This is a genomic window from Nonomuraea sp. LP-02 (genome assembly GCF_036289125.1).
Taxonomy (GTDB): domain Bacteria; phylum Actinomycetota; class Actinomycetes; order Streptosporangiales; family Streptosporangiaceae; genus Nonomuraea; species Nonomuraea bangladeshensis.
The window spans coordinates 924,533-940,678 of the sequence record NZ_JAXCLK010000002.1; the positions used below are offsets into that span (position 1 = coordinate 924,533).

Annotated in this window: 16 protein-coding genes and 2 pseudogenes; 8 read left to right on the forward strand and 10 right to left on the reverse strand. The window is 69.2% G+C overall.

The window, feature by feature from the left end; all coding sequences use genetic code 11:
- Positions 1 to 234: 234 nt before the first annotated feature.
- Positions 235 to 334: pseudogene (locus SMD20_RS47565) on the forward strand (recombination mediator RecR); the annotation flags it as partial.
- Positions 335 to 808: 474 nt separating this feature from the next.
- On the opposite strand, the gene SMD20_RS47570 reads toward SMD20_RS47565, so the two are convergent.
- Together SMD20_RS47570 and SMD20_RS47575 are read right to left on the reverse strand one after the other, a co-directional pair.
- Positions 809 to 1,438, reverse strand: a complete 630-nt coding sequence (locus tag SMD20_RS47570; protein ID WP_329594479.1) for a response regulator transcription factor — start codon at positions 1,436 to 1,438, stop codon at positions 809 to 811.
- Complete coding sequence (locus SMD20_RS47575; protein ID WP_329594774.1) at positions 1,378 to 2,475, reverse strand: sensor histidine kinase; 1,098 nt, start codon at positions 2,473 to 2,475, stop codon at positions 1,378 to 1,380. Before SMD20_RS47575 ends, SMD20_RS47570 begins: the two co-directional genes overlap by 61 nt.
- A 130-nt stretch (positions 2,476 to 2,605) precedes the next feature.
- Between SMD20_RS47575 and SMD20_RS47580 the strand changes: the two genes are divergently transcribed.
- The 5 genes from SMD20_RS47580 (at position 2,606) to SMD20_RS47600 (ending at position 7,567) form a co-directional block, all read left to right on the forward strand.
- A complete protein-coding gene (locus SMD20_RS47580; protein ID WP_329594481.1) occupies positions 2,606 to 3,676 on the forward strand; it encodes a hypothetical protein in 1,071 nt (356 codons plus the stop codon).
- Positions 3,677 to 3,999: 323 nt separating this feature from the next.
- Entirely contained in the window at positions 4,000 to 4,800 is an 801-nt protein-coding gene (locus tag SMD20_RS47585; RefSeq protein WP_329594483.1) for an SDR family NAD(P)-dependent oxidoreductase, read from the forward strand.
- Positions 4,790 to 5,320: a MarR family winged helix-turn-helix transcriptional regulator gene (locus SMD20_RS47590; protein WP_329594485.1), complete on the forward strand. Its 531-nt coding sequence runs from the start codon at positions 4,790 to 4,792 to the stop codon at positions 5,318 to 5,320. The genes SMD20_RS47585 and SMD20_RS47590 overlap by 11 nt, the downstream gene beginning before the upstream one ends.
- An 811-nt stretch (positions 5,321 to 6,131) precedes the next feature.
- Positions 6,132 to 6,653 carry a SigE family RNA polymerase sigma factor gene (locus SMD20_RS47595; RefSeq protein ID WP_329594487.1) on the forward strand — a complete coding sequence of 174 codons (522 nt, stop codon included), beginning with the start codon at positions 6,132 to 6,134 and terminating at the stop codon, positions 6,651 to 6,653.
- Between the two features lie 131 nt (positions 6,654 to 6,784).
- Positions 6,785 to 7,567 carry a hypothetical protein gene (locus tag SMD20_RS47600; RefSeq protein ID WP_329594489.1) on the forward strand — a complete coding sequence of 261 codons (783 nt, stop codon included), beginning with the start codon at positions 6,785 to 6,787 and terminating at the stop codon, positions 7,565 to 7,567.
- A 69-nt stretch (positions 7,568 to 7,636) separates the two neighbouring features.
- Here SMD20_RS47600 and SMD20_RS47605 read toward each other — a convergent pair whose 3' ends face one another.
- The 3 genes from SMD20_RS47605 to SMD20_RS47615 all read right to left on the reverse strand — a co-directional run bounded on the left by SMD20_RS47605 (position 7,637) and on the right by SMD20_RS47615 (position 10,236).
- Positions 7,637 to 8,557 (reverse strand): transposase, encoded by a 921-nt coding sequence (locus tag SMD20_RS47605; protein ID WP_329594491.1) that lies wholly within the window; start codon positions 8,555 to 8,557, stop codon positions 7,637 to 7,639.
- A gap of 134 nt (positions 8,558 to 8,691) precedes the next feature.
- Positions 8,692 to 9,888 carry a NucA/NucB deoxyribonuclease domain-containing protein gene (locus SMD20_RS47610; RefSeq protein WP_329594493.1) on the reverse strand — a complete coding sequence of 399 codons (1,197 nt, stop codon included), beginning with the start codon at positions 9,886 to 9,888 and terminating at the stop codon, positions 8,692 to 8,694.
- A 213-nt stretch (positions 9,889 to 10,101) separates the two neighbouring features.
- Positions 10,102 to 10,236, reverse strand: a complete 135-nt coding sequence (locus SMD20_RS47615; RefSeq protein WP_329594787.1) for a hypothetical protein — start codon at positions 10,234 to 10,236, stop codon at positions 10,102 to 10,104.
- Between SMD20_RS47615 and SMD20_RS47620 the strand changes: the two are divergent.
- Positions 10,203 to 10,316, forward strand: a pseudogene (locus SMD20_RS47620) (IS701 family transposase); the annotation flags it as partial. The gene SMD20_RS47615 and the pseudogene SMD20_RS47620 sit on opposite strands and share 34 nt — an antisense overlap.
- 226 nt (positions 10,317 to 10,542) lie before the next feature.
- Here the strand turns inward: SMD20_RS47620 and SMD20_RS47625 are convergent.
- The 5 genes from SMD20_RS47625 to SMD20_RS47645 form a co-directional block, all read right to left on the reverse strand.
- A complete protein-coding gene (locus SMD20_RS47625; RefSeq protein ID WP_329594495.1) occupies positions 10,543 to 12,765 on the reverse strand; it encodes a fibronectin type III domain-containing protein in 2,223 nt (740 codons plus the stop codon).
- Positions 12,766 to 12,959: 194 nt separating this feature from the next.
- Complete coding sequence (locus SMD20_RS47630; RefSeq protein ID WP_329594497.1) at positions 12,960 to 13,994, reverse strand: hypothetical protein; 1,035 nt, start codon at positions 13,992 to 13,994, stop codon at positions 12,960 to 12,962.
- Positions 13,991 to 14,500, reverse strand: a complete 510-nt coding sequence (locus SMD20_RS47635; RefSeq protein WP_329594500.1) for an RNA polymerase sigma factor — start codon at positions 14,498 to 14,500, stop codon at positions 13,991 to 13,993. The genes SMD20_RS47630 and SMD20_RS47635 overlap by 4 nt, the downstream gene beginning before the upstream one ends.
- A gap of 97 nt (positions 14,501 to 14,597) precedes the next feature.
- Positions 14,598 to 14,843 carry a hypothetical protein gene (locus tag SMD20_RS47640; RefSeq protein ID WP_329594502.1) on the reverse strand — a complete coding sequence of 82 codons (246 nt, stop codon included), beginning with the start codon at positions 14,841 to 14,843 and terminating at the stop codon, positions 14,598 to 14,600.
- 264 nt (positions 14,844 to 15,107) lie between these two features.
- Positions 15,108 to 15,404 (reverse strand): response regulator transcription factor, encoded by a 297-nt coding sequence (locus SMD20_RS47645; RefSeq protein ID WP_329594504.1) that lies wholly within the window; start codon positions 15,402 to 15,404, stop codon positions 15,108 to 15,110.
- Between the two features lie 277 nt (positions 15,405 to 15,681).
- Between SMD20_RS47645 and SMD20_RS47650 the strand changes: the two genes are divergently transcribed.
- Positions 15,682 to 16,125 carry an Rrf2 family transcriptional regulator gene (locus tag SMD20_RS47650; RefSeq protein WP_329594506.1) on the forward strand — a complete coding sequence of 148 codons (444 nt, stop codon included), beginning with the start codon at positions 15,682 to 15,684 and terminating at the stop codon, positions 16,123 to 16,125.
- Positions 16,126 to 16,146: the final 21 nt, after the last annotated feature.

A 16,146-nucleotide genomic window follows, 5' to 3' on the forward strand; every position in this document is an offset into this window, starting at 1 on the left:
GCGCTGCCGTCGTTTACGAGCATCGACCGGTGGCGACTGGCCGGCCGGCGTGTCTACCAGTCGCCGAGCAGGGTTGGCAGCGTCTGGCCCAGCGCGACATGGTCATCGACACAGGTAGGGGGAAAAGATGGCTGGTGACGTCGGCAGACCTGATCACACACGGCGCCTCGCCGGCGATCGACTACGTCCGAGTGGAGGCGCACCTGTACGTATCGGGGACCATACCCTGACCGCATCGACGAGTTCGGCCTGCTGCCCGGCGTCGCCCTCAAGAGCGCGCAGCGGATCGCGGTCCATTCCGCTGGCGGCTGACCCAGCTGACGTCAAGAGGCTGAGGACGCGCCGGACGGGTTCGTTCGTCAGGAGGATGATGGGGAGTTCGCCAACCCGAAGAAGGTCGTGGCCGCGTTGGCGATCTTCGGTATCGCGTGTGAGGACCCTGACCACTTCACATCGAAGACCGACGATCAGGTCGTTGAGCGCTGGACCGGCGTGGCCAAGGTCAACTTTGTCGTGGCCGAGCCCGGCGACAACACGTTCCGGTCTCGCGTGACCTCGGACCCGGGCTCCCAGAGGCTGACGAACCTGGTACTCCACGGGCGAAACTGGGCGCTGATCGCGCCGTGTGATGTTGAAGGGGCCGTTCCTGGAACGGCTGGACTGAGGTTGACGAGATCCCGTCTGATCGTTGAGATCGGGCGGGATCTCGTCGTTTCAGGGGCTTCCGAGCCTGGTTCTGCCGGGGTGAGGGTCCATGGATCGGGCGTTCGCCCGGACGGCTCCTCCACCGTCGAGCCGGTGGGCGCGATCAGGGCTCGGCCCTGCCGGTCGCCCATGCCCAGGCCGCGATGGCGACGCGGTTTCTGGCGCCGGTCTTACGCTGGATGGCCGCCATGTGGTTCTTCACCGTGCCCGCGGAGAGGAAGAGTTCCGCGGCGATCTCGGCGTTGGTCTTGCCGTGCGCGACCAGCGCCACGATGTCATCTTCCCGCTCGGTGAGTACGACGTCCGGCGTCTCGTGCGGCAGGCCGTGGTGGCGCAGCAGTCGGATGGTGAGCTGCGGGCTGATGAGCATGTCGCCATTCGTCGCGGCCCTGATGGCTTCGATGAGCAAGGTGGGGCCGGAGCGTTTGAGGATGAAACCGGAGGCGCCGTGCCGCAGTGCCGCGTGGACGTACTCGTCGAGCCCGAAGGTGGTGACGATCACCACGTGGATGTCGGTGTCGGCAAGGGCACGGGCTACCTCGATGCCGTCGGCTCCGGGCATCCGGATGTCGGCGAGCACGACGTCCGGTCTGATCGTCCTGGCGGTGTGGATCGCGGTGCGTCCGTCGGCGGCCTCGGCCACGACCGTCATGTCGGGCTGGGCGTCGAGGATCATGCGGAAGGCGCTTCGAATGCCTTCCTGGTCGTCGGCGATGAGGATGCGGGTGGACACTCCGGCGATTGTGCCACTGGCAGGCGCGCGGTCAGCGACCACCCATCCGGTACGGCCTGTGTGACCAGTTCACCGCCCTGCGCCTGGACCAGCGTGGTCAGGCCGGGCAGGCCGTACCCTCCGCGCCGGCCGCTTCGCGTTCGTGTCACGCCGTCGTTGGTCATCGTGATCTCCAGTAGACCTTCTCCGGCGCTGATGCCCAGGTCGACGCGGCTGGCCTGGGGAGCGTGCCGCCGGACGTTGGTGAGTCCTTCGATGACGATCCGGTAGGCCAGGACCGCGGTCTCCGCCGGGACCGCTACCTGCGGGTCCATGCGCAGGCGGACCGGCGCGGGGCCGGCGGCGGAGAAACGTTCGGCTGCCTCGCGGATGCCGCTGAGGTCACCAGTGGAGGTGAGGGGCCGGTCGTGATGCAGCGTGTCCAGGGTACGGTCCAGCATCGACATGGCGCGCTGGCCTGCGGCTTCGACGCGTTCGAGCGCCTGCAGCGGATCGCCCACGACCCGGCCCGCCTGGGCGTGCGCCACCATTTCGCTGATGTCGTGGGCGACGAAGTCGTGCAGGTCTCTGGCCAGCTGAAGCCGTAATGCGGTGCGGGTGTCGGCCACGGCGCGGGACTGCCGTACCTCGAGAGAACGCAGGTAACCCCCGACAGCTGCGGCCAGGAGCGCGCCCAACCCCCAGAACAGGCACGCGCCCACCGCTTCCAGCGGCGAGGCGGGGGCGAAGAAGCGCAGCAGCCAGGTGGCCGAGGCCAGGCCGGCCGCCGGCGCGGTCACCGCTGCCCGCCGTGCCGGCACGCGTCGGACGATCAGGCCGGTCAGCGTCATGAGGGCCAGACTCTCGATCATCCCCAATGCGGCGGTGCCCGGCTCGGGCTGCACGATGCCGATGACGTGCGCCAGCGTGACGGCCAGCGATCCGGCCGCGGCCACGCAGGTCAGCGCAGGCAGACGCGGCTCGAGCGACGACCGCGACAGCGCTGCCGCCGCCACTGCGACGGGAACCAGCAGCGATATCGACACGACAATCCACATCCAGCTCACCGGACCGACGATACGTCCACCGTGCAAACCGGCCACAGGTGCCGAACGGCACCTGTGGCGATGGCCGGAGGTGCCGAACGGCATCTGGTCCGCCGGCCTGCCGCCCGGCGACGCTGATCACATGAGAACCATCACTTCTGTCTGGCGCGGCTACGCGGCGGCACTGTGGGCGCTGGCCTATGGTGCTCTCGGCTCGGCGTGGGCGCTCGGCCTCCCCGGCTTCCCCTGGGGGGCCTCCGACCCCGACCCGGACGGCGCGCTGTCCATCCTGGCCGGGACGACGCCGCGCTTCGGTTGGTGGATTGCCGCCTTCGGCCTGCTCACCGCGGCGACGGCGCTGGCGCTCACCCGCAGGAGCGATCGTCGTGCTCCGTTGTTCCTGGCGTGGCCGCTCGCCGCGAGCCTGGTCCTGGTGGTTCCCGACTCGCGGCTGATGATGGGCGTCGCCTACACGCCGCTGCTGCTGGTGGCACCGGTCTTCGGCTGGAGCCTGGGCGGCGCCACCTTCGCCGATGCCTGGCCATGGCCCGTCCTGAACCAGCTTCTCTGCGTGCTGGGCGGACTGCTGCTGGCCGCCACGGCGCTGGCGTACGGCCGTAGCCGGGCCCGCACGCGTTGGTTCACCCCGCAGCGGGGCCGCACAGCCGTGTACGTGGCCGTCGTGGTGCCTCTGGTGTACTGCGCCACCCGGTGGGCGTGGGCGCTGGGCATCCCGCTCGGAGTGAGCCCGGAGTTCCTGGCCGAAGGCGAGGACGGCCTGTGGCTGGCGGGTGCCTACCTGGCGACCTTCGGCGCGTTCGGCGGCGTGCTCACCCTCGGGCTCACTCAGCGATGGGGGGAGATCTTCCCGCGTTGGATTCCCGGCCTGCGCGGCAGGCGGGTACCGCCCCTGCTGGCGGTCATCCCGGCCGGGTTCGTCGCGATCATCATTGCCGTGGCCGGACTGACGTACATCCGCTGGACGATCGCAGGCCGGTTCTCCCTGTCCGAATGGGGTGCCTGGCTGCCGGAGTGCTTCTGGCCGATCTGGGGTGCCGCGCTGGCCACCGCCACCGTCTCCTACCATCTGCGCCGCAAGGACGACGCAGATGCGGTGGATGTCGGTGCTGGTCGCCGACGTGAGGCCCCAGCATGGGGTGATCGCGGGCGGACCTCGGCGCGCACCGCCGGTGACCGCTCGGGTGGGGTGTGATAGGTCGACTAGGTGGGAAACGATCGATCGAGCGTTGGGAAGCGATCTGGAACCGCCCCCTTTCCCGCAGGTCACCCGTACTCGTGAACAGCTCACCCACCCAGGGCCGTTCTTGAGACGGCCGGGCTGAAGTTGACGGGATCCCGTCTGATCGTCGAGATCTGGCGGGATCTTGTCGTTTCGTGGGTCCTCGGATCGGCGTGACTGTAGATGGCTTTGCGGCTCACGTGAAGAGACACCTCTGCAATCGGCCCTTCCACCACCGAGCACAGCTCTCCCTGGGCGACTACAGACCCGCGGGACGGCTCGACAACGCGCGCACTGTGCGCCATCTCGAGGTGGTCCCTCATCTCAACGTCTTTGCTAATCTGAGTTTAGATCTAAACTGGAAGGAGCTCGGCATGACACGCACGATTGTGGTCAGCGGTGGCGGCACCGGCATCGGGAAGGCGGTGGCAACGCGCTTCGCGGCCTGCGGGGACCGAGTGGCAATTGTCGGCCGGCGGGCCGACGTGCTGGAGAAGGTGGCCAAGGAGATCGGCGGCACCGCGCTGCCTGCCGACCTGAGCGAGCCGGCTGAGGTCGAGCGAGTACGCGCCGACCTGGCCGGGCGTTTCGGCACGATCGACGTGCTGGTCAACAACGCGGGCGGCAACGTCGAAGGACGCGGTGGTTCCGATGGTGTCGCGGAGCGTTGGATGGGCAACTTCCGGGCCAACGTGTTGACGTCGGTGCTGCCGACCGAGGCGTTTCGCGATCTGCTGAACCCGTCGGGGCGGATCGTGTTCATCTCCTCGATCGCGGCCTTCCGCGGCTCGGGCGGCACTTCCTACGGCCCGATGAAGGCGGCCCTGCACCCGTACGCGTTCGACCTCGCCGCCGCCCTCGGGCCACGCGGCATCACAGTGAACGTGGTCGCCCCGGGGTTTATCGAGGACACCGAGTTCTTCGGCGAGGCCCTGGATGACAAACGCCGCGCGATGCTCGTCGGGCAGACCCAGACAGGCCGGCCAGGGACGCCGCAGGACATCGCGGAGACCGTGCACTGGCTCGCCTCGCCCGGCGGCGGGCACGTCACCGCGCAGATCATCCAGGTGAACGGCGGCGCGGAACGTGGCCGCTGACCCGCCGCGCGACCGCGCCGACGTCATCCAGGACGCTTGGCGGCGCGAGCTGCCTGGCGTGCCGGTGGAGTCGATCGGGGTGATCACCCGGATCTGGTGGGCGGCCAAGGTGTTCGGCGACGAGCGCCGTCGTCTCCTTGCGGACCTGGGTGTCGACGTCGCCGTGCTGGATCTGTTGTCCACGCTGCGGCGCTCTGGCCCGCCGTACCGGATGAGCCCGAGCGAGCTGGCCGACGCGTGCATGGTGACGCGCGGCGCGATCACGCAGCGCGTGGACCGAGCGGTCAGGGCAGGGGTGGTCGAACGGACCACCGTCGGTGAGGGTTACCACGCGCGCGCGGTCACCCTCACCGACGAGGGCAACGCCCTGCTCGACCGCGTTGTCGCCGACCTGCTCGCGGCCGAGGACCGCCTCATCGGTCACCTCGCGCCCGAACGCCGTGATCAGCTCGCCGATCTGCTGCGCGAACTGCTCGCCGGATTCGGCGGCCCGAGCCTGACCGGGCAGGTCGGGGACTGACATTCGCACGTTCGGATGGAACCTGCCTCAAGAGTCCGGCCACGGCAAGCGGCCCCGCGAGCGATCGGGCCGCTCATGGCGGCCGCCGCGCGCTCAGGCCGGTTATACCCATCAAGCGCACCTGACATGGCCCACATGCCTGGAGACCCCGAACGGCGCTGGTCGATGCGGTGGGCTTCCTCGGTGGCACGCGGCTCGACCACGCGTTCAAGGACGAATTCCGACATCCAGTAAGCGGCGTGACATACGGCGTGCTCCTCCTGGGAAACGATCAGCTGAAACGCGGGAAGCGATCTCGTAAGGGGCGCTGATCGCGCCGTGTGAGGTTGAATACGCAAACTCGGTCCAGCGGGCAATCGGAGCTTCTATTCACGTTCGGCGGCGACTTCCGGCGGTAGTGGCGGCCAGACATGGTCGGGGGCGCCACTGTCCGTCTGGTCAATGCCGTCTGTTCCGCTGATGATCGTGGCGCGGCGGACCGATGTGGCCCAGGGAGATCGCGTCGGTGGAGAAGTCCATCCAGTTGACGCCAATGAACCCGCTGTGCAGAGCGAGGGCGGTGTACATCCGGGTGCAGACCTCAGGGTCCTTCGACGCCGCCCACGTGCCGTCGTCGTGCGGGTGGGCGGTGTAGGTGAAGTAGGCAAGGCCTGGTTGTCGCGGGCGAAGCCCGGCAAGGGCCCAGAGACCGGGTGCCTGCCGTCGCCGTAGGCGATCACGCGCCCGTACTTCTTTCCCTCCCGGCCGGGTCAACCTGAAGCGGGGTCCAAGGAGTGTCAGGGGTGGCTTGTCACTGACGAGAGGAGACGGGGTGGATGCCGAGTTCGCGGAGTTCGTACGACATCGAGGCGAACACCATCTGAAAACAGCGGTCCTGTTAACCGGGGACTGGCACTTGGCCGAGGACCTGGTCCAGACGAGCCTCGGCAAGCTGTACAAGGTCTGGCACCGCCTGGACACCAGCAGTGGGCCGGACGCCTACCTGCGCCGCATCCTGGTGAACACCCATCGATCCTGGTGGCGGGCCCGCTGGCGGCGCGAGATCCCGCGCGCCGACCTGCCCGACGGGGCGGGCCCCGCCGACATGGGCGAGGCGGGAGCGCTGGCCGAGGACGTACGTCAGGCGCTGGCGAAGCTCCCGGTCAAGCAGCGTACGGCGCTGGTGATGAGATTCTTCGTGGACCTCTCGGAGGCGGAGGTCGCCGAGCTGATGGGCTGCTCGGTCGGCACGGTCAAGACCCACACGCACCGGGGACTGCGCGCCATGCGGCAGTTGATCTCGCCTGACGTGCTGGTCAACCAAATCGAGCAGAAGGGGAGTGGCATCCAGTGACGAACCGACACGAGGAGCCTTTCATGAAGGAACAAGAACTCCGCGTACTGCTCTCCAGGGCCACCGAGGACGTGCCGGCGAGCGTACGGCTCATGCCGGCGGTGCGGGCGCCCCGACGGAGGCGGGCGCGCGTGCTGGTCCCGGCCATCGCCGGCCTGGGCGTGGCCGCGGTGGTCGGCACGGCCGTGCTGAGCCTGCCGGCGAGTCAGCCACTCGCGCAGGCCGCGGTGATCGCCGCGGTCGACACCACCTCCCAGGCCAGCTTCCGCTTCCACGAAACCATCGGGAACAGGAAGTGGGAGGGTGCCATCGATCCCGTACGCCAAGTGGGCGTCATCACCAACGCGGCGGAGGGGATCGAAACCCGCTTCGTCGGCGACAAGATGTACAGCCGTAACCCCGAGACCGGGACCTGGGCCGCCTATCCGCGCCCCGAGGTGGAACTGGCCGACGCGTCGCCGGCTGTCGCCCTGATCAAGCTGGGCGCGCTGAACCCCGACCAGGCTCTGAAGCGACTGCGCTCGGCCACGGACGTCAAGGAGAGCGGCCCCGCCTCCGGCACGGGGTGGACCGGAAAGCGGTTCACCTTCTCGCTCAGGGATTCGGGCCCGGCGGCTCCTGAGAGCAAGAACGCCGATCTGGAAGGCGTGGTGGACGTGGACGATCAGAACCAGGTCCGCAGGCTGGAGATCAGCTTCGAAGACGGACACCGTATCGTCACGGAATTCAGCGACTATGGCACCCCGGTCCACGTCGACGCCCCGCCGGCTGACCAGACCCGGCAGGAGCCGTCCGTCGAGGTGGACAAGGGTCTCGCGGGCAAGCCCAAGGACGGAGACTCTCCGGCCGAGGTGAAGCGAGTGTTCCCGGACCAGCTCAAGAACGACCCGACCCCGGACAAGGTCACCAAGTAACCGGCCGAGGCATCCTGACGACCGGCACCCTCCCGAAGACCCTACGAGTACTCCAGTGACACATCGCGATCATGGTTGGAATCTGCGCTGGTAGTGGCAGTGTCGGGCGGTTGCCTGATGGCGGCGGCGCCAGTCTGACCAGCGCAGAATGTCCGTGATCGTGTGGGTCGTGGTCAAGGTGAGCGCGGCCGGCAACCGGCGGATCTCGGGGAGTGTCAGCCGGGCGCGGGCGCGGGCGCGGTCGTGGGTGTCGGACGGCTGGGCGGCGGCGATGGCCGCCAGCAGGGCCAGGGCGAGCATGGCCGGCTCGCCGGTGGTCAGGTTGCGGCGGATCAGCAGCCATCGGAACCCGTCCGGCTGGTCCTCGTCGATGCGGGCCCAGGCCCAGGCATACCAGCGCGGGCCCTTGGCTCCCTGTCCGGCGCGGTAGCGGTGCCAGTGCCGGTCGGCCACCCGCGCGGTGACCTCGGCCGTGCTGACCTGGACACCGTCCAGGCGGATGCGCCGGTTGCCCGCGATCGCCGGCACGTACCCCATCCGGCGCTCTTCCAGAGTGGAGCGCAGGCGCGGGTCCTGGCCGTGGACCTCATCACCGGTCACCCAGCGGGCGGGCACCCCTGCCTCCAGCGCGGCCGGCACCATGGCGGTGGCCGGCGCGGGCGTGGTTGCAGAACCTGCCTCGTCCGGGATGCCGGCCGCCCGGCAGCGGCCGGGGCCGGCCAGCCAGGTGCGGGCGGGCAGGTGCGGGCGGGCAGGTAGAGCCGCCGGTCCAGCAGCGCCCGCCCGGCCGGGGTGGCATAGGCGGGCGGTGCGCAGCAGTCGCTGCAGCTTCTGGGGACTGGCCATTCCGGCGTGTTCGGCCAGGTTCCAGCAGTTCTTGCGATCGAGGCCGGCCAGCAGTCCGCGCACGTACGCACTCGCCGCGCGACGTGGTTCGACACGGCCGAACCGGCCGGCGATCCGGGTCATCAGCTCGTTGAAGATGACCACCCAGCGTCAGGGTCCACGCTGTGGCTCGCGGCCACCGCACGATCTTTGGTTGTCTTCACAGACTCCGAATGATCACGCGGTGGCCGTCGCCATGTGACCCGAACGCTGCAAGATCGCCAAGTGTCACTGGAGTATTAGATGACGCGGACCTGGAACTGGTCCCCCTCAATGACGCGGGACTTGTAGTAGAAGGCGCTCAGGTCGGATCCGCCGAGGAGGTTCTCCGCCAGGGGGATCATGCAGATGCTGTAACCGCCTGAGTCGTTGGGAGCGCGGACGGGCAGCCAGGTGGCACCGCAGGAGAACGAGTTCCCGTTGATGTTGAGTATGAAGATGGTGCGGCCGTAGGGCTGGGAGTAGGCGCCCTCGCGGGTGGACTTGAACGGGTACTCGTCACACGAGCCCGGAGGCATGGGGTTGGGAACGTTCTCCCGGCAGGATCGTGCGTAGTTCCTGTCCATGAGGTTTTCGTCCTGGGTCCTCGTCAGGATGCTCTTCATCTTGTAGTGGTTGATGGCGAGGCTCAGGTGGCGTGCGTACATCGGATAGCGGTAGCTCAGCACATCGTGCACCGGGCGGACCGAGTCGTAGACGCAGCCCGCGGGGGAACCGGTCAGCACGTTGTCGCAGCGGTGCACGGCCGGCGTGGTGATCGAGGCGTTCGACGACGTGTTCACCCAGGCCGCGTTGTAGAACCAGTACCTGATGCCGCCGTGCGCCTGCCACGAGGAGCCGCTCAGCGGGGTCTGGAAGTACGTGGTGGCCGAGTGGGTGCGGCCGGGCAGCGCCGATCCGCCGACGAGTCCGCTGCTGGACACGGTGCAGTTGGCCAGGCACTGCGGCTCGGCGTAGACCAACGTGTCGAGCACCGGCGGGATCGCCGGTCCTGCGACGGTGTTGGCCTGGTAGTGCCACGACTGGGTCCACCTCAGCGAGGCGTAGTCGAGGGTCGTCAGGCTGGAGACGGTGTACTGGATCGAGCCGATGACGACCCCGTTGGGCACCGTGAAGATGAGCAGGATGCCGTCCTCGATGACGCAGTTGGCCGACCGGCTGATGGTGGCCTGGCCGCCGCAGATGTCGGCGGCGAGCTGGGCATCGGCCCCCTTAGAGGACTTCGAGGTCCTGGCGTCGCCGGGCTTTCTCGTCTGCTTGCGGATGCAGGTGGCGTTGCCGGTCTTGCCGTCCCCGGCGAGCGCCGCCGCCTCCTGCGTGAGGTCGGTGCCGCACTCCTTCGTGAGGGTGGGCTTCGGGGTGGGCGGCTGGTCCGGCTCCGCCGCCGCCGTCGCCGTCGCCGAGGCGGTGGGGGCGAACGAGGTGGGGACGAACACGGATAACAGGATCAGCGCGCCACTTGCGATCCCCGCTTTCCATCTGACCACGAGATTCTCCCTGCGTAAAAAGGATCTGTTGGGCGAAGGAGAACTCCGGCCTCTGGACAGGCTCTGGACGTTCGCTGAACACTGTGGCTGGTGTCCTCGTCGGGGCGCCGGGGCCCTGGCTGACCCCGTCGAGCGTGACGAACTCGGTGAGCGCGATCTCCCTCAGGACGCCGTGCCCTCGGCCACGGCCGCGAGCTGCGCGGTCACCAGGCCCCAGCCGCCGGCGAAGCCGAGCTTGGCGTGCTGCTCGCGCGCCTGCGGGTCGCCGTGCCGGCCGGTTCGGCCGTGTCGAACCACGTCGCGCGGCGAGTGCGTACGTGCGTGAACTGCTGGCCGGCCTCGATCGCAAGAACTGCTGGAACCTGCCCGAACACGCCTGGCCGCTTTCTTACCGTTGGTCCGGGCGCCTGTTCATCATCATGGAGAGGCACCCGGACCAGCCGGGACAGGTTCATCACTGCCCGGCTTGCGAGGCATGGTGACGACCGGCGTAACCAGCCGTCGGCGGCCTCCCTGCCGCCAGGGGCGAGCGTCGGCAGGCGCAGAAGAGGTCGGGTCCTCCGGCACGGTGCGCCACCGGAGAACCCGTCAGCCGACGGAGGATCAACTGCTCTGGTACGCCCTGCTGCTGCCCTTGTCATGGCCGACGATGTAGTCCGTGCGCCAGACCTCCTGAATGATGGGCGGAGGAGGCGGCGGGGTGGGCTCGCCCGGGGCGGGGCTCGGTGGCGGGACCGGGACCTCCCGGAAGATCCGCACGTCGTGGACTTCGCAGCGTGGGGGCTGGTAGGTCCAGACCTGGCCCGGGCTGATGTCGCCGATCCGCTGCAGCTTGTTGCCGTACCTGTCGTAGAGGACGGCGAACTGGTTGAAGCCGCCGAGGTTGGTGTAGACGACCTTGTTGACCAGGCCGAAGTTCGAGCCGAGTCTGATGTAGAAGGAGGCGGTGGACGTCTGGTTCGCGGGGCTGTAGGCGACGAGAGCGTAGGTGTCGTCGCCTTCGCTGCTGCCGACCTGGAGGGTGCCCTCCCACCATTCGTCCGCGCCTTCCGGCGTGACGGTGTTGATCTTGACGTTGTCTTTCAGGATGTCCAGCTTCACGGCTCCGCGGACCTTCCAGGTGAGCGTGATGTCCTTGGAGTCACAGATGCCGATCTGCTCCCAGTTAGCCTTGAACGCGGCGATCTCGGGCTTTCCGGTGGTCATGCCGTGGGTGTCGGCCACCACGGTGTAGTAGTTCTTCGGATCGAACGGCGCCACGGTGACGTAGTAGTCAGTGACGGGTGTCAGCCCTTGGATGGTGTAGGTCATCGTGCCGGTGCCGGGCCTGGCGGGAAGCATGACCTGCGTCGCCTTTGTGGCCGGCGGCGCGTAGGTGAGCCGGTAGAGCTCTTCGCTGTCGGCGTTGTCGGTCCACTGCAGGGTCAGCGAGGTGTCCGAGGTGCCGATCACCTTCAGGTCGGTCGCCATCGGCAGCGACGGCCGGTAGGTCTTTTCGCACAGCTCGGACGGCGCCTCACTCGGCCGGTCGTTCTCGGCGACCAGCCGCAAGCAGTACGTCGTGCCAGGCTCCAGCGAGCCGAGCGTCTCGTACTGACCGAGGGGCGAGGCCTTCGACCACCCGCCGTACTTCCACTCGCTGTCGTCCTCCTTCTTCCAGTACCTCTTCCAGCCGTCGGCGTTGGCGTCACCCGCCCAGTGGAAGGTGATGGTGGTGTCCGTGCGCTCGGTGTCAGTGAAGCTCGGAGCCGTGACCGGCGGCTTGACGGTGTAGTTCTTGCAACCGATCTCCTTGTCGGCGCCCACGCCCGCGGCCAGGTTACGGCCCTTGACGCAGACGGTGTGCTGCCCGGTCTCGATGGTGGCGGCGTTCGGGATGGTGAGCTCGAAGCCGTGGGCGTCGCCGTACTCGGGCTGGGTGGGCCGGTGCTGGTTGGCAACCGCGGTGTGCACGAGGATGCCGTCGTTGTAGACGTCGACCGTGACCGGTGAGGTCTTGGCGTCGTCGTCGACCGCCCAGCCGGTGACCTTCAGGTCCTTGCCGGTGCGCTCGACCTTGTCCACCGCGCCCCAGGGCAGGTGCTTGACCGGGTAGGCGTAGCAGCCCCAGTCGCCGGACGTGCCCGGTCCCTTGTTGATCACGACCAGGCAGACGTGGTTCTCCCCGTCGACCTGGCTTTCCGGCAGCGTGGCGTCGAAGCCGTGCTGGTCGCCGTACCCGGGGTTGGCTGCGCCGACGTCGGGGCGCGGCTTGTCGGCCATGAACGAGCCGAGGAAGCCCTTGCGGTCGTAGACGTCGACCTGCACGGCGGCGGTGCTGTCCGGATCGAGGACCCAGCCCTTCACCCGGACCTTGCCGTCCTCGCGAGTGGAGGACTCCCAGGCGCCGAACGGGTCGATCTTGATCGCCTTGGCGAGGCAGCCGATGCTCTTGCTGACGCCGGCCCCGATGTTGCGCACCTTCGCGCAGACTGTGCTGCCCGCCAGCGCCGGCACCGCGCCCTCGAAGCGCTGGGACTGGTTCTGGTTGGCGAGGACGCTGCCGGCGGCGGCGCCGTCGACGGTGATGTCGACCGTGACCTGCTGGCTGGGGTCACTCGGGTCGTGCGCGGTACCCGTGACGTGGATGCCGGAGGGCTTGCGGACGACCGTCGCCAGCGCTCCTTCGGGATCATGCGAGCCGGGAGGATCGGGGTAGGGGTCACAGATGGGGCGCGGGTCGCCCTCGCGACAGCCGGGATCGGCGGCGGCAGGGCCTCCGCCGATCACCGTCAGGGACGCGAGCAACAGGGCGAGGAACATGATCGTCCTCGATAACCGTCGCATAGGTGTTTTCTCCAGGGAGTTCGTGTTCGCGGCGGAACGGTGTGGGTTCCGAGTGGGTTCCGACGCGACGGGCTGATGGAAGGCGGCAGGCTGGTCACGCCGCCGCGTTCCGCGTGGAAGTCCTTCTCGACGGAGACGCCCGGCTGACCCCGCGCGAGCGGAGGCCGAGGTGCGGTTCGGCGAGCGCGGTCTGGCTAGGGACGGGCTCCCAAGGAGTCCACCCAGCCCGAGGACAGGATCGCGACCTGACGCCCGCTCACCGAGGCCGCCCGCACCGAGGTGCCGCTCCACTTCTCGGGGCTGCTCGGTCCCGTATAGGTGAAGGACAGGAGCCTTGCCCCCGTGGGGTCGATGACGAGGCGGAAGTCGCCGTCACGCAGGCCGATCTCGACGCCGGTCCGGCCGGTCGGGTCGGTGACGTCCTGCTTCATGGTCAGCCCTGGCTGCGCCGCGAGGATCCGCAGGACGGCGGCGCGGGTGGCCGGGGTCGCGGGGGAGTCGAGCAGGTAACGCGCGGCGCCGAGGACGAACGACGGGTACGACTCCGCCCGCGCCTCCGCGGCCGCCTCGGCGGGCAGCCCCTTACCCGCGCCCCGATAGGCCTCGCGCAGCCACGCGTCGAGCGCCTCCTGACCGCCGGGCAGATCGGCCAGGCTCTCGTCGGTGACGCGCGCGCCCCCGATCGCGGTCTCGAGAACCATCGGCCCGTGGTCGACGGTCTTCTCCTTCGGCAGCTTCGCGCCGGGGCGGGCCGGGATGTAGGCGGCGTCCTTCCCGGTCACGAGCCGGCCGCCGCTCGGAGCGCTCCAGACCTCGTCGGTGACCGCCAGCACGCCGCCGCCCTTCACCGGGTCGAACGTACGGGTGCTGGAGAACCAGTAGCGGGCTGTGGCCGCAGACGTGCGCGCGACGGTCTCGGCGCCGGCCAGCAGGAACGAGCGGGCGTCCACCGTCGCGACCGGGCCGGCCGTCGAGCGGGACTCGGCGGGTGCGGAGCTCTTCGCCACCGGGGGCGCCGCGGCGGGTGCGCTGCTGATCGCGTACGGCACGCCCACCGCGGCCGCCGCCGCGAGCCCGAGCGCGGTCTTGAGCAGCCGCGCCGTCAGCGGCGAGCGGGGCCGCCTGTACGCGCCGAACGCGGCCGACAGGTCACGCTCGCGGCGCAGCCGGTGGCTCTCCTCGGTCACGGCGTCGGGCCGCAGGCTGAGCATGAGGTCGTCGGGGGTCATCGTTGTTCCTCCAGGGTGAATGCGTCACGGTCGAGCGCTTCCGAAAGGCGGCGGCGGGCACGATGCAGGCGGACGTTGAACGTCTTGACGGTGCAGCCCGCGACGCGGGCGGCCTCGGCCGGGGTCAGCCCGTACCAGCTCACCAGGACCAGGGCCTCGACGTCGTTGTCGCCGAGTTCGGCGAGGGCCGCGAGCGCGGTCGCCCGCCCGGTGACGTGGTCGGCGACGTCGCCCTCCGGCGCGGGGGCGAGATCGGCGAGCCGAGCGGCGAGCGCGCGCCCGCGCAGCCCGGAGTCCTGCTGCTTGCGCAGGAGGTTCCGGGCCACGCCGAGCAGCCACGGCAACACGGGGTCGGGGACCTCGCGCAGCCGTCGCCACGTGATCAGGAAGGTCTCGCTCACCACGTCTTCGGCGGCCTGCCGCTCGGCGCGCAGGAGCGCGTAGCCGAGGACGTTCCGGTAGTGCCGGTCGTAGAGCTCGGTGAAGCGTTGCTGGGGATGGTCCACGAACAGAAGTCCCTAGAGGAGGGCGTGGATTACACGCCGAAACGAGGAGTATCGACGAGGGCGGAGGCGGCGGCTGGTTCCAGACGATCTCGTCGGCTCAGAGCGTGGGGCGGATGGCGAGGCGGAGGCCCAGGTGGGCGTGCGCGCCGAGCAGCAGCGCGGCGCTGGCGTACACCGAGACGGCCGAGCCGCCGAGGGTCTGCGCCAGGACGGTCACCGGGAACCACAGGCCGGCGAGCAGGGGCAGCCAGCGGACCGCTCCCCGCAGGCGGCCCCGGATCGCGACGGCGATCCCGAGGGCGAGCATGCCGAGCTGGCGGAGCGCGTGACGTGCACGGTCCACACGAACGCGAGCAGTCCGGCGACGAACACCATGCCGGTGACGGTGTCGAGCGGGAGCGAGCCACGACGGGCTCGTGCGGATCGACGTTGTTGGGCGCGACGTGGCTGGACATGATGCTCCTCGGGTGCGCGGGTCGGTGGCAGCACTTTCCCGCCGGAGCGCCCTGGGCGCCCAGGGAGCACGGCCACGCACGCGGTCCCGGATGTACCCGGCCCGATCAGGAACCGCTGTCCCGGGCGGACAGGAACATCCCCGGGAGCGGGGTCACTGGCCGAGGCCGGCCTCGCGGGCCTCGATGATGGTCTGGGCGCGGTCGGCGACCTGGAGCTTGGCGAAGATGCTGGAGACGTTGTCGCGCACGGTCTTGGGGGACAGCGACAGCCGCTCGGCGATCTGCCGGTTGGTCAGGCCGGCCGCGATGAGGTCGAGGGTCTCCCGTTCGCGGGCGGTGAGCTGCTGGAAGGGCTCCTCGCGGGGCGGCCGGACGGTGGCGAGCCGGGCGAAGTAGCGGGTCACGCGTTGGGCCAGCGCGGGGCCGAAGATGACCTCGCCGCTGGCCACCGCGGTGATGGCCCGCAGGATCTCGGTCTGGTCGACCCCCTTGAGCGGCGTGGGCGCACGCCCCGCGCGGCGTAGAACGCCGACTCCTCCTATGCCTGGTACACCACCTCGCCAGCACTCTGCGGTGGCCGCCACTGGGGCGACAGGTCGAGTATTGTCCGCCTGTTCTTGTGCCGCGACTGCGAGATCTCGTGCTCTTACGACCTGGGATTGACGGATAGCCATACTGAAACTAGCTTGGTTGCAGTATGGCGGATCTGACCCAAGGATGAGAGCAGTGAGCCTGAGCAGCAGGAGTGCGGTCGCGATTCATGCGCTCACGATGCTGGGTCGCTGGGATCGCTCGCTGACCTCGACCGAGATCGCCGAAAGCCTGGCAAGCAATCCAGTGCTCGTGCGACGCATCCTCGGCAGCCTGCGGGATGCGGGCCTGGTGTGGTCGACGGAAGGTCGCGGGGGTGGATGGTCGCTCGCTCGCCCCGCTCGTGAGATTACGCTCTACGACGCGCATGTCGCCGTAGAGGCAGGGCCGATCCTGTCGCGGCACGCCCATCCACCCAGTGACGCGTGCGAGGTCGGCCGCCACATGCAGGCCCTCCTTGAGGATGAGTTCCGGGAGGCTGAGCAGGCCATGCAGGAGCGGCTGGGCCGGACGACCATCGCTCACCTGGTCGACCAGGTGCTGACCAAAGAGCGCGAACCCGCGACACGGCACCGGTAGCTGGACAACGGCGGAGAGGAC

Excerpts from the sequence above, each read along its gene's own strand:
- SMD20_RS47575 (WP_329594774.1), bottom strand. The coding sequence starts at position 2,475 with ATGTGGATTGTCGTGTCGATATCGCTGCTGGTTCCCGTCGCAGTGGCG.
- SMD20_RS47580 (WP_329594481.1), top strand. The coding sequence starts at position 2,606 with ATGAGAACCATCACTTCTGTCTGGCGCGGCTACGCGGCGGCACTGTGG.
- SMD20_RS47625 (WP_329594495.1), bottom strand. The coding sequence starts at position 12,765 with ATGCGACGGTTATCGAGGACGATCATGTTCCTCGCCCTGTTGCTCGCG.
- SMD20_RS47630 (WP_329594497.1), bottom strand. The coding sequence starts at position 13,994 with ATGACCCCCGACGACCTCATGCTCAGCCTGCGGCCCGACGCCGTGACC.